The sequence below is a fragment of the Microbacterium sp. 1S1 genome (assembly GCF_008271365.1).
Taxonomy (GTDB): Bacteria; Actinomycetota; Actinomycetes; order Actinomycetales; family Microbacteriaceae; genus Microbacterium.
Genome location: NZ_CP043430.1, coordinates 267,944 through 288,637 on the forward strand (window position 1 = coordinate 267,944; position 20,694 = coordinate 288,637).

Annotated in this window: 18 protein-coding genes; 9 read left to right on the forward strand and 9 right to left on the reverse strand. The window is 71.5% G+C overall.

Translation table 11 applies throughout. The features are described from left to right. Window positions 1-49 precede the first annotated feature (49 nt). Window positions 50-709: an SDR family NAD(P)-dependent oxidoreductase gene (locus FY549_RS01410; protein WP_149083496.1), complete on the forward strand. Its 660-nt coding sequence runs from the start codon at window positions 50-52 to the stop codon at window positions 707-709. Between the two features lie 16 nt (window positions 710-725). Here the strand turns inward: FY549_RS01410 and FY549_RS01415 are convergent, their stop codons facing one another. Then, on the reverse strand, window positions 726-2,168 hold the full coding sequence (locus FY549_RS01415; RefSeq protein WP_149083497.1) for an MFS transporter: 1,443 nt from the start codon (window positions 2,166-2,168) through the stop codon (window positions 726-728). Between the two features lie 60 nt (window positions 2,169-2,228). On the opposite strand from FY549_RS01415, the gene FY549_RS01420 reads away from it, so the two are divergent. Next, entirely contained in the window at window positions 2,229-3,296 is a 1,068-nt protein-coding gene (locus FY549_RS01420; protein WP_149083498.1) for a threonine aldolase family protein, read from the forward strand. Window positions 3,297-3,426: 130 nt separating this feature from the next. Here FY549_RS01420 and FY549_RS01425 read toward each other — a convergent pair whose 3' ends face one another. The 7 genes from FY549_RS01425 to FY549_RS01455 form a co-directional block, all read right to left on the reverse strand. Continuing rightward, a complete protein-coding gene (locus FY549_RS01425; RefSeq protein WP_149083499.1) occupies window positions 3,427-4,149 on the reverse strand; it encodes a FadR/GntR family transcriptional regulator in 723 nt (240 codons plus the stop codon). A gap of 14 nt (window positions 4,150-4,163) precedes the next feature. Beyond that, entirely contained in the window at window positions 4,164-5,606 is a 1,443-nt protein-coding gene (locus FY549_RS01430; RefSeq protein WP_149083500.1) for an aldehyde dehydrogenase family protein, read from the reverse strand. Between the two features lies 1 nt (window position 5,607). Beyond that, entirely contained in the window at window positions 5,608-6,981 is a 1,374-nt protein-coding gene (locus tag FY549_RS01435) for a glutamine synthetase family protein (protein WP_187614897.1), read from the reverse strand. After that, window positions 6,978-7,742: an SDR family NAD(P)-dependent oxidoreductase gene (locus tag FY549_RS01440; RefSeq protein WP_149083502.1), complete on the reverse strand. Its 765-nt coding sequence runs from the start codon at window positions 7,740-7,742 to the stop codon at window positions 6,978-6,980. The genes FY549_RS01435 and FY549_RS01440 overlap by 4 nt, the downstream gene beginning before the upstream one ends. Window positions 7,743-7,776: 34 nt before the next feature. Further along, window positions 7,777-8,559 carry a gamma-glutamyl-gamma-aminobutyrate hydrolase family protein gene (locus FY549_RS01445; RefSeq protein WP_149083503.1) on the reverse strand — a complete coding sequence of 261 codons (783 nt, stop codon included), beginning with the start codon at window positions 8,557-8,559 and terminating at the stop codon, window positions 7,777-7,779. Window positions 8,560-8,573: 14 nt separating this feature from the next. Then, window positions 8,574-10,058 carry an APC family permease gene (locus FY549_RS01450; RefSeq protein ID WP_149083504.1) on the reverse strand — a complete coding sequence of 495 codons (1,485 nt, stop codon included), beginning with the start codon at window positions 10,056-10,058 and terminating at the stop codon, window positions 8,574-8,576. Between the two features lie 181 nt (window positions 10,059-10,239). Then, window positions 10,240-10,845: a DUF4916 domain-containing protein gene (locus FY549_RS01455; protein ID WP_101848384.1), complete on the reverse strand. Its 606-nt coding sequence runs from the start codon at window positions 10,843-10,845 to the stop codon at window positions 10,240-10,242. 66 nt (window positions 10,846-10,911) lie between these two features. Here FY549_RS01455 and FY549_RS01460 point away from each other — a divergent pair, with 66 nt between their 5' ends. Continuing rightward, the gene (locus FY549_RS01460; protein ID WP_149083505.1) at window positions 10,912-11,592 is read left to right on the forward strand and encodes an alpha/beta hydrolase; all 681 of its coding nucleotides are present in this window, start codon (window positions 10,912-10,914) and stop codon (window positions 11,590-11,592) included. On the opposite strand, the gene FY549_RS01465 is transcribed toward FY549_RS01460, so the two are convergent. Then, window positions 11,565-11,840 carry a hypothetical protein gene (locus FY549_RS01465; protein WP_149083506.1) on the reverse strand — a complete coding sequence of 92 codons (276 nt, stop codon included), beginning with the start codon at window positions 11,838-11,840 and terminating at the stop codon, window positions 11,565-11,567. The genes FY549_RS01460 and FY549_RS01465 overlap by 28 nt on opposite strands. 284 nt (window positions 11,841-12,124) lie before the next feature. On the opposite strand from FY549_RS01465, the gene FY549_RS01470 reads away from it, so the two are divergent. From FY549_RS01470 to FY549_RS01495, 6 genes are all read left to right on the forward strand, one after another. Then, complete coding sequence (locus tag FY549_RS01470) at window positions 12,125-13,807, forward strand: ABC-F family ATP-binding cassette domain-containing protein (protein WP_149083507.1); 1,683 nt, start codon at window positions 12,125-12,127, stop codon at window positions 13,805-13,807. Window positions 13,808-13,969: 162 nt separating this feature from the next. Further along, window positions 13,970-18,553 (forward strand): ATP-dependent helicase, encoded by a 4,584-nt coding sequence (locus tag FY549_RS01475; RefSeq protein ID WP_149083508.1) that lies wholly within the window; start codon window positions 13,970-13,972, stop codon window positions 18,551-18,553. A 47-nt stretch (window positions 18,554-18,600) separates the two neighbouring features. Beyond that, on the forward strand, window positions 18,601-18,849 hold the full coding sequence (locus FY549_RS01480) for a type II toxin-antitoxin system Phd/YefM family antitoxin (RefSeq protein ID WP_149083509.1): 249 nt from the start codon (window positions 18,601-18,603) through the stop codon (window positions 18,847-18,849). Continuing rightward, complete coding sequence (locus tag FY549_RS01485) at window positions 18,846-19,112, forward strand: Txe/YoeB family addiction module toxin (RefSeq protein WP_149083510.1); 267 nt, start codon at window positions 18,846-18,848, stop codon at window positions 19,110-19,112. The genes FY549_RS01480 and FY549_RS01485 overlap by 4 nt, the downstream gene beginning before the upstream one ends. Before the next feature lie 18 nt (window positions 19,113-19,130). Further along, on the forward strand, window positions 19,131-19,919 hold the full coding sequence (locus tag FY549_RS01490) for an EI24 domain-containing protein (protein WP_149083511.1): 789 nt from the start codon (window positions 19,131-19,133) through the stop codon (window positions 19,917-19,919). Beyond that, a complete protein-coding gene (locus FY549_RS01495; protein WP_149083512.1) occupies window positions 19,919-20,692 on the forward strand; it encodes a DNA-formamidopyrimidine glycosylase family protein in 774 nt (257 codons plus the stop codon). Before FY549_RS01490 ends, FY549_RS01495 begins: the two co-directional genes overlap by 1 nt. The last annotated feature ends 2 nt before the right edge of the window (window positions 20,693-20,694 follow it).

A 20,694-nucleotide genomic window follows, 5' to 3' on the forward strand; every position in this document is an offset into this window, starting at 1 on the left:
CGGATCCCGGGTCCGGCCGCAGAGGCATCTCCGACCGAGAGGACACCGCATGACCACTCCGACGAGCCGAGGGGCCCGCGACCGGGTGGTCGTGCTGGCGGGGGCGACGAGCACGGCCGGGCTGGTGGCGACGAGGGCGCTGCGCGACGCCGGGGCGCGGGTGATCGCCACCGGGCGCTCGGCCGAACGGCTCCGTCCGCTGGCCGAGGCGGGTGCGGCGATCGAGGTCGCCGATGCGACGTCGCTCGACGATATGACGGCGCTCGCCCGACGGTGTGGCGCGGTCGATGCCGTGGTGCCTCTCGTCGGCGGCTGGCGAGGAGGCGGCGGGCTCGCGGGCCAGAGCGACGACGACTTCGCCGCGCTGCTCCCGGCGCTCGAGGCCGTGCGGGCGACGAGTCGGGCCTTCGACGGCGCCCTGCGCCGCTCGTCGGCAGGCCGGTTCGCGATCGTCTCCTCCACCGCGGTCGCCCGCCCCCTCGCCGGCGGCGCGAACTATGCGGCGGTCAAAGCGGCGAGCGAGGCCTGGACGCGCGCGGTCGCGCAGGGCTACGCCAAGGCGGCACGTGAGTCCGAGGAGCCGTTGCGTGCAGCCGCGGTCGTGTTCCGGGCGAGGGCGCTCGATCCCGAAGCGCTCGCCACCCGTCTCCTCGGGCTCTGGGACACCGACGCCGCCGACCTCAACGACCGCATCCTCGACATCGACTGAACACGGCTCCCCCGCATCAGCGGGACTCGGGTGGGATGCCCGGGACCACCGGCGGAGCGTCGCGGTGCGCGCTCGGGCCGTTCCCGTCGTCGGACTCGCCCTGGTCGCTGTCGGGGGCCGCATCCGTCGACTCTTCGGGAGCCTGATCCGGCGAGGTCGCGTAGAGCTCGGTGAGGGTGCGGTACGACCGCGTGAAGAATGCGAGGATCGCCGCGACCACCATGATCAGACCGGCGAAGAGACAGATCAAGGCGATCCCTCGTGCCTCGCCCTCACCCAGGAGCCAGCCCCACTGCCGCTGTCCCTGCGGGCTGTCCATATAGGGGATCACGAGGAACTCGGCGATCGGGGCGATGAGGAAGGCGGTGATCGGGGCCGCCGCCGCCTCCATCGCGGCTGCCGTGCCGAACACCCGCCCCTGACGGGCGAACGGCACGACCTTCTGGATCACGGTCTGCTCGGCGGCCTCCACCGGCGGGACCAACGCCATGTACACCCACATGCCCAGCACGTACAGCGGCCACCACTCGCGCAGCATGAAGATCGCGCCGAGGAGCCCCATCGCGATCACGATGAGAAGCATCGTGCGCACGGGCTTCCTGCCGAGGCCGAACTTGGCCACCAGTCCCCCGCCGATCAGGAAACCGGTCGAGGCGAAGGCCAGGGCGAACCCCCACATCTGCGCGTCGAACAGGGTGAGACCGTACGGATCCATGAGCGCCAGGTAGACGCCGCCGATGAGATTGTTGAACGTCGAGAAGACGATGAGCGCGAACAGTCCGGGGGCTTGACGGATGGCCCGGACGCTGCCGCGGAAGTCGACGGCGCTCTTCGACTCCGGGTCGACCTCGGGCTCGGACTCCGGGATCCGGATGAACAGCAGGTGCGCGAAGGTGAGGGCCATCGCCACGATCGCGATCCCGAGCGTCCACCCCATGCCGAGGAAACCGATCGAGAGGCCGGAGAACACGCTCGTGACGAGGAACGCGATCCCCTGCACCGTGCCGACGAGGCCGTTCGCGTTGGCGCGCTTCTCCTCGGGCACCAGCAACGTGACCGTCGTCGACAGCGCGATGTTGCGGAGCTGCTCGATCACGCCGCCGAACAGGATGACACCGGAGAAGAGCCAGAACCACGGCCCGCCGAGGTCGAGCAGGGAGGCCTCCGGCTGCCAGAGGTACAGCACGCCCGCGATCAGGAAGGCCACCGCCGAGATGACGCTCGACAGCAGCATGACGCGGTGCTTGCGGTGCCGGTCGACGATGGTGCCGAACATCATCGCGAAGAACGCGACGAACAGCATGTAGGCACCGCCGATGATGCCCGTGGCCAGCACGGACCGGGTCTCGATGTAGACCCAGAACGTGAGGGCGAACCAGAGGAAGCTCGTCGTCACGTTGGCGATCAGCGTGTTGACGAGCACGTTCGCGAAAGCGGTCTTGGCCGCGCTGCGCTCCATGGGTTCGAGGGTAGAGCGGGCCTCGGACATTCGGTAGGGGAAGGCGATTAGGCTTGTCCGGTGAGCATCCCGCACGACCCCGCGATCCGGGGCTTCGCCAGTGACAACTACTCCGGCATCCACCCCGAGGTTCTCGCGGCTCTCGCCGCCGCGAATGGGGGTCATCAGGTGGCCTATGGCGAGGACGCGTACACCGCCCGCCTCCAGGAGGTGTTCCAGGCCCACTTCGGGGAGACCGCCGCCGCGTTCCCGGTCTTCAACGGCACCGGGGCGAACGTCACCGGCCTGCAGTCGATGCTGCCGCGCTGGGGTGCGGTCATCGCCGCCTCGACCGCCCACATCAACGTCGACGAGGGCGGAGCGCCCGAGAAGATCGGCGGCTTCAAGCTCCTCACCGTCCCCACCGACGACGGCAAGCTCACCCCCGACCTCATCGACCGCGAGGCTTGGGGCTGGGGCGACGAGCACCGGGCGCAGCCCCTCGTCGTCTCCATCACCCAGTCCACCGAGCTCGGCACGCTGTACACCGCGGAGGAGATCCGCACGATCGCCGATCACTGCCACGCGCGTGGCATGAAGCTGCATGTGGACGGGGCTCGCCTGTCGAACGCGGCCGCCGCCCTCGACCTGCCTCTGCGCGCGTTCACCACCGACGCCGGGGTCGACGTGCTGACCTTCGGCGGCACCAAGAACGGTGCCATGCTCGGCGAGGCCATCGTCGTGCTCAACCCGGATGCCGCCGCCGGCCTCAACTACGCGCGCAAGTTCAACATGCAGCTCTCGTCGAAGATGCGCTTCGTCTCGGCGCAGCTCATCGCGCTGCTCGACGGCGACCTCTGGTTGCGCAACGCCCGCCACGCCAACGCCATGGCGGCCCGCCTCCGCGCGCGGATCGAGGCCGGTCTCGCGGACGGGTCGATCGCGGGGGTGGAGTTCACGCAGCCGACGCAGGCGAACGGCGTGTTCGCGACGCTTCCCGAGGGCGTCGCCGACCAGCTTCGCGACGTGTTCCGCTTCTACGACTGGGACGCGTCCCGGCGCGAGGTGCGCTGGATGTGCGGCTTCGACACCGAGGAGTCCGACGTCGACGCCTTCGTCGACGCCCTCGCCCGCCTCACCCGCCCCTGACCCTCCCTCCTCCCCTCCCCCATTCGCGAGACCCCGGGTTCGCGTCGAAGCCAGGGCTCCGCGCGCGGCGACGCCGGGGTCCGGGCGGGAAACCGGGGTCTCGGCGAGGGGCGGGAGCGGGAGGGGCGGGTCAGGACTCGACGACGCGCCGGAACTCCTCGCGCGTCGTGCGCAGGTGCGCCCGCATCGCGGCGTCGGCGGCGGCCGCATCGCCCCGGCGCACCGCCTCGAGGATCTCCTCGTGCGCGTGCCAGCTCGACTCCTTGACGAAATCGAAGCTCATCAGGTCGACGGGCTCGAACATCCGCACCCGTGCCTCCTCCACCGCCTCACGGACGAAGGAGTTGCCGGACGCCTCAGCGAGCGCGAGATGGAAGTCGGTGTCGGCGATGCGCGACTCCGCCTTGGTCTCTGCCGCCGCCAGATCTCTTTGAGCGCGCGCCATGGTGTCGAGATGGCGCGTCGTGCGGCGGGTCGCGGCGAGCGCCGCTCCCCCGGACTCCACGATCTCCCGGAACTCGGTGAGGTCGCCGATCTCGGTGGATCGCTGCCGCACCTCCTCGCGGATCAGCCGAGGATCGAGGGCGGCGTCCTGCACGACGGCCCCGCCCGACGCGCCTCGGGTGATCGCGATCTGACCGCTGCCCTCAAGGATGCGCAGCGCCTGCCGCAGGGTCTCGCGCGACACCCCCAGCTGCTCGGCCAGGCGGCGCTCCGGAGGCAACCGATCGCCGGGCCGGATGCGGCCGAGCGCCATCTCCCGACGGAGGTAGCCGGCCACGGCCTGGTACCCGGAGACGGGCTGGAGCGCGGCACGCGAGAAATCGTGCGGCGCGTCATCACGCTCGCCCATCCATGCTCCTCCGGTCAGAGGGGAAGACCGGGGCGATCCCGCCCCACCACTTGCTTCCCCACGAAGAAGTCAAGCACATCGTCGTCGCCGTGCCCGCCCAGTCCGCTCGCGCCGAAGAAGCTCTGCGCGGACTCCGGCGACATGTCGAGCACGCTCGTGCCGTTGATCTTGACCTCCCCGGCGAGCAGCCGCGCGCCGAGGGCGGCCGCCCTCTCCTCGTCGGCACCGAACACGTAGCCCGCGAGTCCCACCTGACCGGTGTTCGCGATCCGCACGGCCTCCTCCTCGTCGTCGTATCCGCCGACCAGGAGCATCGGACCGAACACCTCGTCGGCGAGACCGGCGCCGTCGAGGACCGCCACGGTAGGTGCGAAGAACCAGCCGGTCTCAGGAACCTGCGAGACGCGGAGCAGCTCGGCCCCGGCGGTCGCGAGGCGTTCCCGCTGCTCCTCCAGCTCGGCACGCCGGGCGGCGAACGCCACGGGTCCCACCTCGGTCGTGTCGTCCAGACTGGATCCGAGCGTGCGGCGGGCGAACTCGGCGATCAGCAGATGCGCGAGGTCCGCACGACGCCCACGGTCGACGAGCACCCGGCGCGGCGCCTCGCACCACTGGCCGGACAGTTTCAGCACTCCGTCGGCGAGCGCCCTCGCGGCCTGCTCGAGATCGGCGTCCGGGAGCACGACGGCGGCGTTGTTCGATCCGAGCTCCAGCTGCAGCCGCGCGAACCGCGGCGCGGCTGTCGCGGCGATCGCCCGGCCCGTCGGCGTGGAGCCGGTCATCGAGATCGCCGCGATGCGTTCGTCAGCGACGAGGGCCCGGCCCACGCCCCCACTGCCCTGCACGAGGTTCACCACCCCGTCCGGGATCCCCACCTCGCGCGCGCCCTCCAGGAGCAGCTGCGCACTCCAGGGGGAGAACGACGACGGCTTGAGCACCACCGTGGCGCCCGCGGCGAGCGCGAACGCGGTCTTCTTCACGGCCATCGCGCTCGGCGCATTCCACGGCAGGATGAGGGCCGTCGGGCCCCAAGGCACGCGGTGCAGGTGCACCCCGCCCTGATCAGCCGGGAGCGCCCGCACGTCGCCCACCGCCACCGCCCGGCGGCCGGCGTCGCGGAGGGTGGCCCCGTTCGCCCCGCCGAACAACCGGGTGACCGCGATCGGCACGCCGCTGTTGAGAGCGTCGAGCCGCGCGACCTCCTCGGCGCGGTCGTCCAGCCAGGCGGCGAGGGCGTCGAGGGCCGCAGCGCGGTCCTCCGGCGGGAGTCCACGCCACCGCGCGTCGTCATGCGCCTCCTGGGCGGCGGAGACCGCGCGGTCGACCTGGTCGAGGCTGCTGGACGCGGACGGCTGCAGCGCCTCGCCGGTGTTGGGATCGTGCAGCCAGGTGCCGTCGGCGGCGGGGCTCGCCTCGGCGACGCCGCCGATCCAGGTGCGCAGGGCGGGGAAGGTCATGTCAGATCCGATCGAAGTAGCGGTGCAGGTCCCAGTCGGTCACACGGGACAGGAACGTGGTCCACTCGTGCTCCAGCAGGATGCGCTGATGCGCGATGAGCTCGGGCTCCAGCAGCTCCTGCACGAGCGGGCTCCGGGCGAACAGCGCCGCCGCCTGGTACGGGTCGGCTGGCATCGCCCCGTCCCCCGGGAGGTCGTAGGCGCTGCCGCGGACGGGCTCGCCGAGCACCCGCTCCTTCTCGATCCCGTCGCGAGCGGAGGCGAGCACACCGGTCAGCGCGAAGTACGGGTTGGTGTCGGCGCCGGGCAGCCGGAACTCGAAGCGCAGCGCCGCCGCGGAGTGCCCGACCACCCGCACGGTCGTCGTGCGGTTGTCGAAGCCCCACGTGCGGCCGCTGCCCGCCACGTCCGTCGAGTTGCTGCGGCGGTAGGAGTTGACGGTCGGGGCGTACCAGGCCATCAGGGCCGGCGCGTGCTCCAGCGCCCCGGCGATCGCGGCGCGCATCCGCCCGCTCAGGCGGTCCCCGGCCTGCTCGTCCCAGAACAGCGCGGTGCCTTCGTCGTCGATGAACGAGACGTGGATGTGGCACGACGAGCCCGGCTGATCGTTGAGGGGTCGTGCCATGAAGGTCGCCGACATCCCTGCCCGCGCCGCGGTGTCCCGCACCGCGAGCTTGTACAGCGCGTGCCGGTCGGCCATCTCCAGCGGGTCACCGTACTCGAACGTCATCTCCCACTGTCCGAGGCCCCACTCGCTCTGAGCGGCCTCGACGAGGATCCCGCTCGCGCGCAGATCGGAGCGGAGCTTCTGGAAGAACGGCTCGTACAGGTTGCCCTCGTGGATCATGAAGTCCGACGGGGTGAGGGTCGTCGGGTCGAGGTCGCGGAATCCGGAGCGGCGCAGCTCCCGCGGGTCGTTGCGGAAGAGGTAGAACTCCAGCTCCGTGCCGGCGAGCGGAGTGAGCCCGAGGCCGCGGAGCCGCGCGAGCTCCTGCTTCAGGATCACCCGCGGCGACAGCGGCATCGGCTCGTGCGTGTGCACGTCGACGGGGTCTGCGAGACAGATCGCGACGCCGTCGAGCCAGGCCGCGGGGCGCAGCGTGTCCAGGTCGGGGATGAGTGTCACGTCGGGCACGCCGTTGTGCATGCCGCACAGCGCGAACCGGTTCTGATCGATGAGTTCGAGCCCCTGATCGATGTCCCAGGCCCACGCGCAGGTGCAGATGTCCACGCCGTTCGCGACGACACGGCCGAAGCCCTCGACGGGGATGCGCCGACCGACCAGCCGCCCCTGCAGGTCGGGCGTGGCCACGATCACGGTCCGGATCCCCGCGGCCTCCAGTTCGTCCGGCGCGAGGCGCACGTCGTCGATCATCGCGTCAGCCACCCTCCGTCGACGGGGAGCTGGATGCCGTCGATCCAAGACGCCTCGTCACTCAGCAGCCAGGAGACGGCCGCCGCGATGTCGGCCGGAAGGCCCACGCGCGGCACCAGCAGCCGCTGCTTCATGAACTCCAGGGCCTCCGCGCTGGTGACGCTCTCATAGTCGAAGAAGTCGGTCGCGATCGGGCCGGGGGCGACGCAGTTGACGCGGATGTTCTTCGCCGCGAGCTCGACCGCGAGTGCCTTGGTGAGCATCGGGACGCCGCCCTTGCTCGCGTTGTAGTGCGGCTGCGCGGTGCCGGTGCTGGTGACGACGACCAGTGCCTCGACCGTGGAGAGGTTGACGATGGCGCCGCCACCCGACTCCGCGATAAGGGGGGCGACCTCCTGCGCGACGAGGAACTGCCCCTTGAGGTTGATGTCGAAGACGAAGTTCCACGCCTCCTCGGTCAGCGTCTCGAACGAGTGCTCGGTCACCACACCGGCATTGTTCACCAGCAGGTGCAAGGCTCCCCACGCCTCCCGCGCGGTCGCGACGGCGGCACGGATCTGCTCCCGCGAGCGCACGTCGACGACGGCGGACAACGCGGTGCCCCCGGCCTCCTCGATGAGCCGGACGGTCTCGGCCGCCCCCTCCGCCGAGACGTCGGTGACGAGGACGCGGGCGCCCTCGCTCGCCAGACGGAGGGCCGTCTCCCGGCCGATCCCGGAGCCTGCACCGGTGATGAAGGCGTTCTTCCCTGTGTGTCGCATGTCGTTCTCCTTGTCGTCCGTCAGGGGTGGGCGCTCAGACGGCGCCCTGCGAGATGGCGGTGTCCGCGGGTGCGGGATCCGCGGTGCGGGCGGCGGCCCGGCCGACCAGCCAGTCGAAGACCGGATCGCCCCCGAACGTCTCGGGGTGCCACTGCACGCCGACGGCCGGAAGGCCTTCCAGCTCGATCGCCTCGACCACGCCGTCCGAGGCCCATCCGGTCACGACGACACCGTCGCCCGGCACGTCGACGGCCTGATGGTGGAACGAGTTCACACGGGTGCTCTCGCCGTAGAGGCCGTTGACCACGCTGCCGGCGGCCGTACGCACCTCGTGCACACGGTGCGCCCGCGGGTAGGCGTAGGACCCGTGGGACTCGCCCTCGCCGGCCGCGAGGTGCTGGTGCAGCGTCCCGCCGCGGACCACGTTGAGCAGCTGGGCGCCCCGGCAGACCCCGAGCAGCGGGACCGCGCGGGCCAGAGCCGCGAGGATGAGGCCCGACTCGAACTCGTCGCGCGCCGGATCGACGAGCGGCGTGAACGGCCCAGGAGTCTGCCCGTAGCGGCGCGGGTCCACGTCGTCTCCCCCGACGATGACGACGCCGTCGAGACGGTCCACGAGCTCGGCGGGGGCAGCATCCATGGGCAGGTGCACGGGCAGGCCGCCGGCCCGCAGCACCGAGGTCGCGTACTCGCTGAGGTACGCCTCCAACGGGGCGTCGGCGAAGCCGGAGGGGGCTCCGATCGCGGCGCCGCTCGTGCGTCGTCCGGAGATGCCGATGAGGGGGCGGGGTGGGGCGGAGAGGCTGATGATGTCCATCCTTCGTCTCGGGGTCAGGCGTTCTCGTCGAAGCGACGCATGATCTGCGCGTAGGCCTCGGGGGTCTTCGCACGCATCACGGCGGCCTGGACCAGCCCGATGACCGGGGCGATCACGACGACGGCGACGAGCGTGATGCTGATCGGCCCCCAGGCGGGGTTGCCGTCGGCGTCGACGTCGCTCACCAGGAGCGGGAAGTTCGCCGCGATGAGCAGGGCCGACACCGCGAGTCCGACGAAGCCGAGACCGGGCGCGATGACGGTGTGCCACGGGCTGCGGAGCTCCCGGGTGCGGGCGAAGTAGACGATCACCGCGAGGCACGTCACCGCCATGAGGATGACGATCGCGAGCGTGCCGATCCCCGCGAACCAGGAGAAGATGTTCTCCGGCGCGAAGCCGAGGACGGCGAGCAGGGCGATCGCCAGTCCCGACGTCGACACCTGCACGAGCGAGGCGACGTGCGGCGATCCGTGCCGGGTGTGCACGGTGCCGAGCCGGTCGGGGAGCACGCGGGCGTTGGCCATCGCGTGGTGGTAGCGGGTGAGCACGTTGTGCAGCGAGAGGACCGCGGCGAACATGCTGCCGAGGAACAGCAGGGCGACCGCGATCGAACCGACCGGTCCGAGGTACTGCTCGGTGACCCGGGCGATGAGCGTGGTCGGGTCGGCCGCGGCCTCCTCGATGATCGCCTCCTCCCCCACCCCGACGACGACCGTCCAGGCCGCGAAGGCGTAGAACACGCCGATCACGATGGCGGACGCATACGTGGCCCGCGGGATCGTCCGCTCCGGCTGTCGCACCTCGTCGCGGTACACGACGGTCGACTCGAACCCGATGAAGCTCGCGATCGCGAACATCAGCCCGAGCGCGGGGGCCCCGGAGAGCACGTTCTGCAGGAGGAACGAACCGAAGGTCACGCCCTCGGCTCCCCCGGTCACGAGGATCACCACCCCGAGGAGCAGGACGATGCCGATCTCGGCCAGCAGCACCACGACGAGGACGCGCGAGCTGAGTTCGATCTGCCGGTAGCCGAGCGCCCCGACGAGGGCCACGGAGGCGAGGGTCAGCAGCCACCATGGGATCTCCGGCCCGCCGAGGAGCACGACGCTGGAGCTGATGGTCGCGCCGAGGTAGGAGAACACCGCGATCTGCACCGTCGTGTAGCAGACGAGGGCGAGGTAGGCCGTCGCCAGGCCCGGCGTGCGGCCGAGCCCGTGAGTCGCGAAGACGAAGAACGACCCGGCGCGCGGGAGGTACCGGCTCATGGCGGTGAGCCCCACGGAGAACAGCAGCAGGATCACCGTGGCCACGAGGAACATGACCGGGAATCCGATGCCGTTGCCCACGAGGAAACCGATCGGCACCAGACCGCCGACCACCGTGAGCGGCGCGGCGGCCGCGATCACCATGAAGGTGACGGCGACAGCGCCGAGGTTGCCGCGGAGCGTGCGCTCGCGGTGCTGTCCTGCGGACGGCGACGTCGTTGTCGAAGCATCCATGTCGAAGCATCCTTTGCCGATTGGACTAATGGTCTAAGTTCTAGCCCATTAGTCCTGACCCGCACAAGGGGTTCTCCCGATCACGTCTGCGAGACCCCGACACGTCGCCCACACCCCGACTCGCCTGCGCGCGCAAACGAGTCGGGGTCTCGGCGGGACCCCGGGGGCTCGGGGAGCGACGTCAGCGGAGGAGGCCGAGGCTGGCGAGCGCGTGCCGGATGAGGGTGCCGCGGCCGCCCTCCATCTCGGCGGCGACGGCATCGGAGGCAGCGGCCTCCGGCGAGAACCAGGTCACCTCGAGGGCGTCCTGACGCGGCTCGCACGTCCCGGTCACGGGCACCACGAAGGCGAGGGACACCGCATGCTGCCGGTCGTCGTGATAGGCGCTCACGCCGGGGATCGGGAAGTACTCGGCCACCGTGAACGGCAGCGGCTGCGGCGGCAGGAGCGGAAAGGCCATGGGACCGAGGTCGTTCTCGACGTGGCGGAACAGCGCGTCGCGGATCGTCTCCCCGAAGCGCACGCGGCCGGACACGATCGTGCGGGTGATCTCGCCGAGCGGGGTGGACCGCAGCAGCACGCCGATCTCGGTGACCTGACCGGAGCCGTCCGTTCGCACCGGGATCGCCTCGACGTAGAGCATCGGCAGGTGACGCCGCGCCTCCTCCAGCTCGACGTCGCTCAGCCAACCGGGGTTCGCGTCGGGCACGGGCGGGTTCGCGTCACGGAACGAACCGAGGCCCTCGTCGTCGGGCTCCGGCTCCGGATCGGGTGTGCGCACCGCCATGCCTCCTTTCTACCAGCCGTCCGTGCCGATGGGCAGCACCGCCGCGAGGCCTGGAAGGATGACGGTGTGACCGAGAACCTGACGATCGACGCCGCCGCCACGCGCTGGTCCCGTGCCGCGGACACCGGGCTCCCGCTGCTCGTGCTGCTGCACGGCTACGGCGCGGACGAGCACGACCTCTTCGGCCTCGTCCCCTACCTGCCGTCCGGGATAACGGTGGCCTCCGTCGCCGCGCCCCTCGCGCCCCCGTGGCCGACGCCCGGCCGCTCGTGGTACCCGATCGAAGGGCTCGACGGCCGCAGCTCCGACTCCGTCACCCGTGCGGCGGAGGCGTTCCTGCGCTGGCTCGACGAGGCGGCGGCCGAGGCTCCGTCCGTGGCGCTGCTCGGGTTCTCCCAAGGCGCCGCGGTGTCGTTGCAGGCCCTCCGGCTCGCTCCCGAGCGGTTCGGCGCGGTCGTGGCGCTGAGTGGGTACGCCGCCCCGGACGCCCTTCCCGGCGATGCACACCTCGCGGAGGTCAGCCCACCGGTCTTCTGGGGCCGCGGCACCCACGACGACGTCATCCCCGCACCGCTGATCGCGCACACCGCGCAGTGGCTCCCCGCGCACACGACGCTCTCCGGTCGGGTCTACAGCGGCCTGACCCACAGCATCTCCGAGGAGGAGCTCGGCGACGTGCACCGCTTCCTCATGACCTGGGTCGAGGGGGTCGGCCGGGATCAGGCCGACGGCTCTCGCCCGTCCTGAGCGCCACCGTCGGAATCCGGGTCGACGGCGCCATCGGCGTCCTCCGATCCGTCCGCGGTGCCGCCCCCGGAGCCGCGGAAGGCCACGGACAGCGGGATGCCGATGGAGATCCCGATGGCCAGACCGAGGACCCAGTTGTTCAGTGCCATCCCCGTCGAGACGCCGATGGCCACGCCGAGCGCGAGACCGATGCCGAGGCCCGTCCGCGCGCGCATCTCGTCGGGACTGGGGGTGCCGTCGTCTGCCATGCCTCCACGGTAGGAGCCGCCGAGCGGCCTCGCATCCCCCGCGCGACGGACTCGCGACACGCCCGGGAGTTGCGTGACGCGACACGCCCGGGTATCGTCGTGGCGTCCTGTCCGCCGTGTCTGGAAGTCCTTTGATCTGAATCGTCGCCTCCGCGCCCCTCTTCTCGCGCGCTGACCCGACGATCGCCGACTCCCCGGCAGACGCTCTCCTCTGTTCCCCGTGACTCCACGGCCCAGCAGGGACTCGGTGTCAGTGCACCCTCGCACTCGACAGGAGACACCCCATGTCACAGCCCTCTTCTTCGCACGCCTCGGTCGTCCTCGACCGGCTCTCCTTCACCTGGCCCGACGGCACGGTCGCCCTCGACGGCGTCTCCGGAGCCTTCGGCTCGGGCCGAACGGGCCTGGTCGGCCGCAACGGCGCCGGCAAGTCGACGCTGCTCCGGCTCATCGCCGGAGAGCTCCACCCCGCCTCCGGGACCCTCGGCACCTCCGGCGAGGTGGCCTACCTGCCCCAGCAGCTCACGCTCGACGTGGACCGCCGGGTGGCCGACCTCCTCGGCGTGGCCGCCGCCCTCGACGCCGTGCGCGCCATCACCGCCGGCGACGTTGACCCCGCGCACTTCGACGCCGTCGGTGACGACTGGGACATCGAAGCCCGCGCGGAGGCCTCCCTGGCCGAGGCCGGGCTCGCCCCCGAGTTCCTCGACCGGACGGTCGGCGAGCTGTCGGGCGGGGAGGCGGTGCTCGTCGCGATCGCCGGGATCCGCCTGCGTCGGGCCCCGATCACGCTTCTCGACGAACCGACCAACAACCTCGACCGCGACGCCAGGGCCGCCCTCGCGACGATGGTCCAGGCCTGGAAGGGAACGCTCATCGTCGTGAGCCACGACCTCGCTCTGCTCGAGCTCATGGATGACACCGCCGAGCTCTACGGGCAGAGCCTGTCCGTCTTCGGGGGCCCCTACTCCGAGTGGCGCGCCTGGCTGGACGCGGAACAGGACGCCGCGAAGCAGGCGGAGGTGGCCGCCGCACAGGTGCTCCGCAAGGAGAAACGCCAGCGGATCGAGGCCGAGGTCAAGCTCGCCCACCGCGCACGCACCGCCAAGAAGGCCGAGGTCGAGAAACGCGTGCCGAAGATCATCGCGCACGGAAGGAAGATGGCCGCAGAGGTGTCCGCGGGGAAGCTGCGCACGGAGGTCGGCGCAAAGGAGGACGCTGCTCGGGCGGCGCACGATGCGGCAGGACGACGAGTGCGGTCGGACGCTTCGATGAAGATCGAGCTGCCCGATCCCGAGGTGTCGCGGAGCCGCCGGATCGCCGAGCTCGGCGGACCGGAGAGGTCGTGGGTGATCCAGGGTCCGGAGCGGGTCGCCCTCATCGGCCGCAACGGAGCCGGCAAGACCACCCTCCTGGAGCGGCTCGTCTCCGGTTCCGTTCACAACTCAGGAGAACTCGGCGCAGAGCGGCCGGGTCCGCTGCCGCACGCCCAGATCGGCCCCGATCTCCTGAGTTGTGAACGGCCGGAGCTGCGGGCGGAGGCGATGACCGACCGGATCGGCTACCTGCCGCAGCGGGTCGACGGCCTCGACGAGGAGCGATCGGTCTTCGAGAACGTCGCTGCCGCCGCACCACAGGTTCCCGAGAAGGAGCTCCGCAACCGGCTCGCCCGCTTCCTCATCCGCGGGGCCACGGCCGACCGTCCGGTGGCCGCGCTCTCCGGTGGGGAGAGGTTCCGCGTCGCCCTCGCCCGGCTGCTCCTCACCGATCCGGCGCCGCACCTCGTCGTCCTCGACGAACCCACGAACAACCTGGACCTCGACACCGTCGACCAGCTCGTCGAGGCGCTGCGGGCCTACCGCGGAGCCGTGCTCGTGGTCAGTCACGACGACGCGTTCCTGAGCCGCCTCGACCTCGACCTCACCCTCGAGATCGATACGGACGGCGTGCTGCAGGAGGTGGTGTGACCTCCTCGCCACGTTCCGCCTGCACGACCGCGGCCCGCCTGCACGACCGGAACCACGGTTTGGTCGTGCGGGCGGAACCGGGTCGTGCGGGCGGAACGCGTACGGGGCCGCCGGGTGTCAAGGTCGGGGCCGGATGTCGGTGGGGTCGGGAATGATGGAGGCATGAGCGACGTGCTCGACCGCTTCACCCCGGCCACACAGGACTGGTTCCGGGGTGCCTTCACCGCACCCACGCCGGCGCAGGCCGGAGCGTGGGAAGCGATCTCCGCCGGCAAGCACGCCCTCGTCGTCGCGCCGACGGGTTCCGGCAAGACGCTGTCGGCGTTCCTCTGGGCGATCGACAGCGTGTTCCGCGAGCGCGCCGATGCGTCGGAGGAACCGAAGAAGGACGGCTCCCGCACGCGCATCCTCTACATCTCGCCGCTCAAGGCCCTCGGCGTGGACGTGGAGCGCAACCTGCGTTCCCCCCTCATCGGCATCGGACAGTCCGCACGCCGGCTCGGGCTCACCGCACCCGGCATCACGGTGGGCGTCCGCTCCGGCGACACCACCTCGAGCGATCGCCGCAAGCTGGTGTCCGATCCCCCCGACATCCTCATCACGACACCGGAGTCGCTGTACCTGATGCTCACGAGCCGGGCGGGCGACACCCTCCGCGACGTGCACACGGTCATCATCGACGAGGTCCACGCGGTCGCCGCCACCAAGCGCGGGGCGCATCTCGCGGTCAGCCTGGAGCGCCTCGACGCCCTGCGCCGCTTCCACGGGGCGGAGACCGCCGCACAGCGGATCGGGCTGTCGGCCACGGTGCGACCGATCGACGAGGTCGCGCGCTTCCTCGGCGGCGCGGACCCGGTCGAGATCGTCGCCCCACCCGCGTCGAAGACCTTCGAACTCGGCGTGGTCGTGCCGATGGACGACATGACCAACCCGCCGCCCCCACCGGGCGCCCCGCCGGAGGCCCCCGGCGTCGACGCGGAGTACACCGAGGTCACGGGCTCGGTGTGGCCGCATGTCGAGGAGGCGATCGTCGACCGCATCCTGCAGAACAACTCGACCATCGTCTTCGCGAACTCCCGCCGCCTCGCCGAACGACTCACCGGGCGACTGAACGAGATCTACGCGGAACGGATCGGCGTCGCGCTGCCGGAGCCGACCGTGCCCGCCGCGATGATGGCGCAGGCAGGCTCCACCGCGGGCGCCGATCCGGTGCTCGCCAAGGCCCACCACGGCTCGGTGTCGAAAGAGCAGCGCGCGCAGGTCGAGGAGGAGCTGAAGTCGGGCGTGCTGCGGTGCGTCGTCGCCACGAGCAGTCTGGAGCTCGGCATCGACATGGGTGCCGTGGACCTCGTGATCCAGGTGGAGGCGCCGCCGTCCGCGGCCTCCGGGCTGCAGCGCGTGGGTCGGGCGGGGCATCAGGTCGGCGAGATCAGCCGCGCGGCTCTGTTCCCGAAGCATCGCGGCGATGTGCTGCACACCGCGATCGTGACGGAACGGATGCTGGCGGGGAAGATCGAAGCCATCCAGGTGCCGCGGAACCCCCTGGACATCCTCGCCCAGCAGACGGTCGCGGCCAGCGCCCTCGGCGCCATCAGCGTCGAGGAGTGGTTCGAGACCGTCCGCCGCTCCGCCCCGTTCCAATCGCTCCCCCGCTCCGCCTACGAGGCGACGCTCGATCTGCTGGCCGGACGCTTCCCCTCCGACGAGTTCGCCGAGCTGCGCCCGCGGCTCGTGTGGGATCGCGACGCCGGTACGCTCACGGGCCGTCCTGGCGCGCAGCGGATCGCCGTCACCAGCGGCGGCACGATCCCCGACCGCGGCCTCTTCGGGGTCTTCGTGGCAGGCGAGTCCACGGGCGCCCGGGTGGGCGAGCTCGATGAGGAGATGGTCTACGAGTCCCGCGTCGGCGACGTGTTCACCCTGGGCACCACGAGCTGGCGCATCGCCGAGATCACCCACGACCGGGTCAACGTCATCCCCGCCTACGGCCAGCCCGGCAAGGTGCCGTTCTGGCACGGCGACGGCATCGGCCGCCCGTTCGAGCTGGGCGAAGCGCTCGGGGCGTTCTCCCGCGAGGTGTCCGCCGCGAAGCCGGAGAAGGCGGAGCAGCGCCTCATCGCGGCCGGGCTCGACGAGCAGGCGCGTGCGAACCTCCTCGCCCACCTCTCCGAGCAGCGGGAGGCGACGGGCACGCTGCCGACGGACCGCACGCTGACGGTCGAGCGCGGGCACGACGAGGTCGGCGACTGGCGCGTGATCCTGCATTCCCCGTACGGCATGAAGGTGCACGCACCGTGGGCACTCGCCATCAACGCCCGCGTGCGAGAGCGCCTGGGCGTCGAGGGCTCAGCGGTGGCCAGCGACGACGGCATCATCGTCCGCATCCCCGACGCCGAGTCCGAGCCGCCCGGTGCGGAGCTGTTCGTGTTCGACCCGGACGAGCTCGAACAGCTCGTCACGCAGGAGGTCGGCGGCTCGGCACTGTTCGCGTCGCGGTTCCGGGAGTGCGCCGCGCGGGCACTGCTCATGCCGCGGACGAACCCCAACCGCCGGACCCCGCTGTGGCAGCAGCGCCAGCGTTCGGCTCAGCTCCTCGAGGTCGCCCGTCGGCATCCCACCTTTCCCGTGATCCTGGAGACGCTGCGCGAGGTGCTGCAGGACGTCTACGACCTGCCGTCGCTGCGGAAGCTCGCGACGAGCATCGCCGACCGCCGCATCCGCCTCGTCGAGACCCAGCCCGGGCAGCCGTCGCCCTTCGCCCGCGACCTCCTCTTCGGCTACGTGGGCGCGTTCATGTATGAGGGTGACTCGCCGCTGGCCGAACGCCGCGCCGCCGCCCTCTCCGTCGATCCAGCGCTGCTGGGCGAGCTGCTCGGCACGGTCGAGTTGCGCGAGCTGCTCGATCCCGACGTCATCGCGCAGTTCGAGCGGGAGGCCCAGCGGCTCGATCCGGAGCGCCGGGCGCGCGGCCTGGAGGGCGTTGCCGACCTGCTCCGGCTCCTCGGACCGCTCGACGCGGGCGAGGTGGCGGCACGCCTTGATCCTGACTCCAGCGGCGGGGCGTCCGCCGCGACGCTCCTCGACGAGCTCGTGACCGCTCGTCGCGCCATCCCGGTCACGATCGCCGGCGTGACCAGAGTCGCCGCGATCGAGGACGCAGGGCGTCTGCGCGACGCGCTCGGGGCGGCGCTGCCCACCGGCATCCCGGTGGCCTTCCTGGAACCCCTGGCGGACCCCCTCAGCGACCTCGTCGCCCGTCACGCCCGCACCCACGGCCCCTTCACGACCACGGCTGTCGCGGAGCGGTTCGGACTCGGCACCGCCGTCGCCCGGCACACCCTGCAGCGGCTGGAGACGAGCGGCCGCCTCACGAGCGGCTACTTCCTCCCCACCGCGGCGGGCAGCGGCGATGACATCGAGTGGTGCGACACCGAGGTGCTGCGGCGTCTGCGCATGCGGTCGCTTGCGGCGATCCGCGGATCCGTCGAGCCGGTGTCGCCCGAGGCCTATGCGCGGTTCCTGCCGGACTGGCAGCACCTCGGACGCCCCTTGGAGGGCATCGACGGCGTGCTCACGGTGATCGAGCAGTTCGCCGGTGTCCCCATCCCCGCGAGCGCATGGGAGTCCCTGGTGCTGCCGTCCCGTGTGCGCGACTACGCCCCGGCGATGCTGGACGAGCTCACCGCCGCCGGCGAGGTGATCTGGTCCGGCCATGGGACGCTTCCCGGTCGTGACGGCTGGGTCTCGCTGCATCCCGCCGACCTCGCCCCGTTCACCCTTCCCGATCCGGATGCGGAGGTCGCCGCGGAGTCGCTGGAGGCACGTCTCCTCTCCGCCCTCGCCGCGGGCGGCGCGTACTTCGCCGCGCAGCTCAAGGAGATGACAGGCGCCGAGAACGAGCAGTCCGTACTCGAGGCGCTCTGGTCGCTGACCTGGTCGGGCCACGTGACGAACGACACGTTCGCGCCGATCCGGTCGCTCCTGACCGGCGGTTCCCAGGCCCACAAGGTGAAGCGCCGCGCCCCGCGTGCCCGGACCTACCGCGGGATGTCGCTCACGCGCGCCGCTCCTCGACCCACCTCGATCGGCGGCCGGTGGTCGCTGCTCCCGGAGGTCGAGACCGATCCGGCGCGTCGCGCGACGGTCACTGCGGGCCTGCTCCTCGACCGCTACGGCGTGGTGACCCGAGGCGCCGTGCAGTCCGAGGGCGTTCCGGGAGGCTTCGCGCAGGCGTACCGCGTGCTGGCCGGCTTCGAGGAGGCGGGACACTGCCGCCGCGGCTACGTGATCGAGAAGCTCGGCGCGGCGCAGTTCGCGGCTTCGGCCACGGTCGACCGTCTCCGCACGTACGCCGGTCTCGCCGATCCGCCACCACGGAAGGCCGTCACCCTGGCGGCCACCGACCCCGCGAACCCGTACGGCGCGGCGCTCGGGTGGCCGAAGCTCGAGGGTGTCTCGCATCGCCCCGGGCGGAAGGCGGGCGGGCTCGTGGTGCTCGTCGACGGCGCCCTCGTCCTGTCGCTCGAGCGCGGCGGCCGCACGGTCCTGTGCTTCACGGACGACGAGGAGGTGCTGCAGGCCGCCGCCGCCGACCTCGCGACCACGGCCAGGGAGCGTCGACTCGACACCCTCACCGTCGAGAAGGTGAACGGCGAGGGCGTGTACGGCACGATCCTCGGACGGGCATTGCAGGAGGCGGGTTTCGTCCAGACGCCGCGCGGCTTCACCCTCCGCAAGGCGGTCTGACCCGACATCAAGAGTGGTACCATATTCCGTACCAGAAGGGGAACGACATGGCCATCACGACGAGTGAAGCACGGCGCGATCTGTTCGGCCTGATCGAGCGGGTGAACCTCGATCACAGCGAAGTGGAGATCACCTCGCGCCGAGGAAGCGCCGTCCTCATGTCCAAGGCGGAGTACGACTCGCTGGTGGAGACGAGCTACCTGCTGCGCTCGCCCGCGAACGCTCAGCGACTCCTCAGCGCCCTGGCCGCTGGCCGCGACGGGGACGTCTCGGAGCACGACCTCGACGAGGCATGACGACCCGGCTCCTCGTCTGGACACCCGAAGGGTGGGAGGACTACGTGTACTGGCAGACGGAAGACCGTCGCACTCTCAAGCGAATCGACCTCCTGATCGCCGACACCCTTCGCGACGACCCCTTCCAGGGGATCGGCAAGCCCGAGCCCCTCAAGCACGCGCTCGCCGGCGCCTGGTCTCGGCGCATCGATGAGGCTCATCGCCTCGTCTACACGGCGACCGATCGCCACGTGACCATCCTGCAGGCCCGCTATCACTACTGACCCCCCTAGCCTGGAGCCATGATCCGAGAGTTCGCCGCCGGCGTCCGCACCCTGTTCCGCGGATTCGGGGTGTGGCGTACCCGGCCCGGGCTCATGGCTCTCGGGCTCGTCCCCGCCGTCATCGCCCTCGTGCTGCTCGCGGCCGTCCTCGTGCCGCTGATCCTGTCGATGCCGTCGCTGTCCGCGTGGCTCACACCGTTCGCGGACGGCTGGATCGAGCCGTGGCGGGGCTTCCTGCGCACCGCCGTGGGCCTCGTCGTGGTCGCCGCCGCGCTCGCGCTGGCCAGTTCGGTGTTCAGCGCCCTCACCCTGACGATCGGCGACCCGTTCTACCAGCGCATCTGGCTCGCCGTGGAGAGGGACCTCGGCGACCCTCCTCCCGCGGACGGAGGGAGCTTCTGGACCACGGTCGGTGAGGGGCTCCGACTGATCGTGCTGGGCATCCTGATCGCGCTCCTCGTGCTCCTCATCGGACTCGTGCCGGGTATCGGCGGCTTCCTCGGCGCGGTCTCCGGCGTGATCCTCACGGGCCGGCTGCTCGCGCGGGAACTCACCGGCCGCGCCTTCGATGCACGCGACCTCAGCCCGGCCGCACGCGCCGCCCTGTTCCAGAGCAGTCGCGCCCGCGTGCTCGGCTTCGGCGTGGCGACCCAGTTGTGCTTTCTCATCCCGGGCGGTGCCGTCGCCGTGATGCCGGCCGCCGTCGCCGGGAGCACGATGCTGGCGCGCGACATGCAGGCGCGCACCGCGCTCACCGCCGCCTCGCCCGCCTCCGCGCCGCACGAACCCACCCCCGGGACCGCCTGATGCCCGAGGGCGACACCGTCTTCCGCACCGCGCGCCGCCTGGACGAGGCGCTCGCGGGTGGCGAGGTCACGCGCTTCGACCTCCGGGTGCCCCGCTTCGCGACCCTCGACCTGACGGGGCAGCGCGTGCAGGGTGCAGTCCCCCGCGGCAAGCACCTGCTGCTGCGGATCGGCGAGAGCACGCTGCATTCGCATCTGCGCATGGACGGCGCCTGGTTCGTGTACCGGCCGGGCGAGAAATGGCGGCATCCGGCGTTCAAAGTGCGGGCGATCGTCGGGACGGCGGAACGCGAGGCCGTGGGCGTGGACATCGCCGAGGTCGAGGTCGTCCCGACTCGTGACGAGGACGAGCTCGTCGGCTACCTCGGCCCCGATCCGCTCGCTGCCGACTGGGACCCCGTGGAGGCCGTGCGGCGGCTCGGCGGAGACACCCGGCCGATTCATGTCGCCCTCCTCGACCAGCGCAACGTCGCCGGATTCGGCAATGAGTACGCCGCGGAACTCCTGTTCCTCCGCGGAATCCTGCCGACCACGCCGACGCCCGAGGTCGACGTGACCGCCCTGGTCGACCTGGGCGTGCGGACCATCCGCGCGAACCGCGACCGCCGCAATCGCACCTTCACCGGGATCGACCGGCCGGGCCAGTCGACGTGGGTGTACGGCCGGGCCGGGCGCCCGTGCCGACGGTGCGGAACCCTCATCCGCCGCGGGGAGCTGGGGGCGGATCCGACCCGCGAGAGGATCACGTTCTGGTGCCCCCGGTGCCAGCGCTGAGC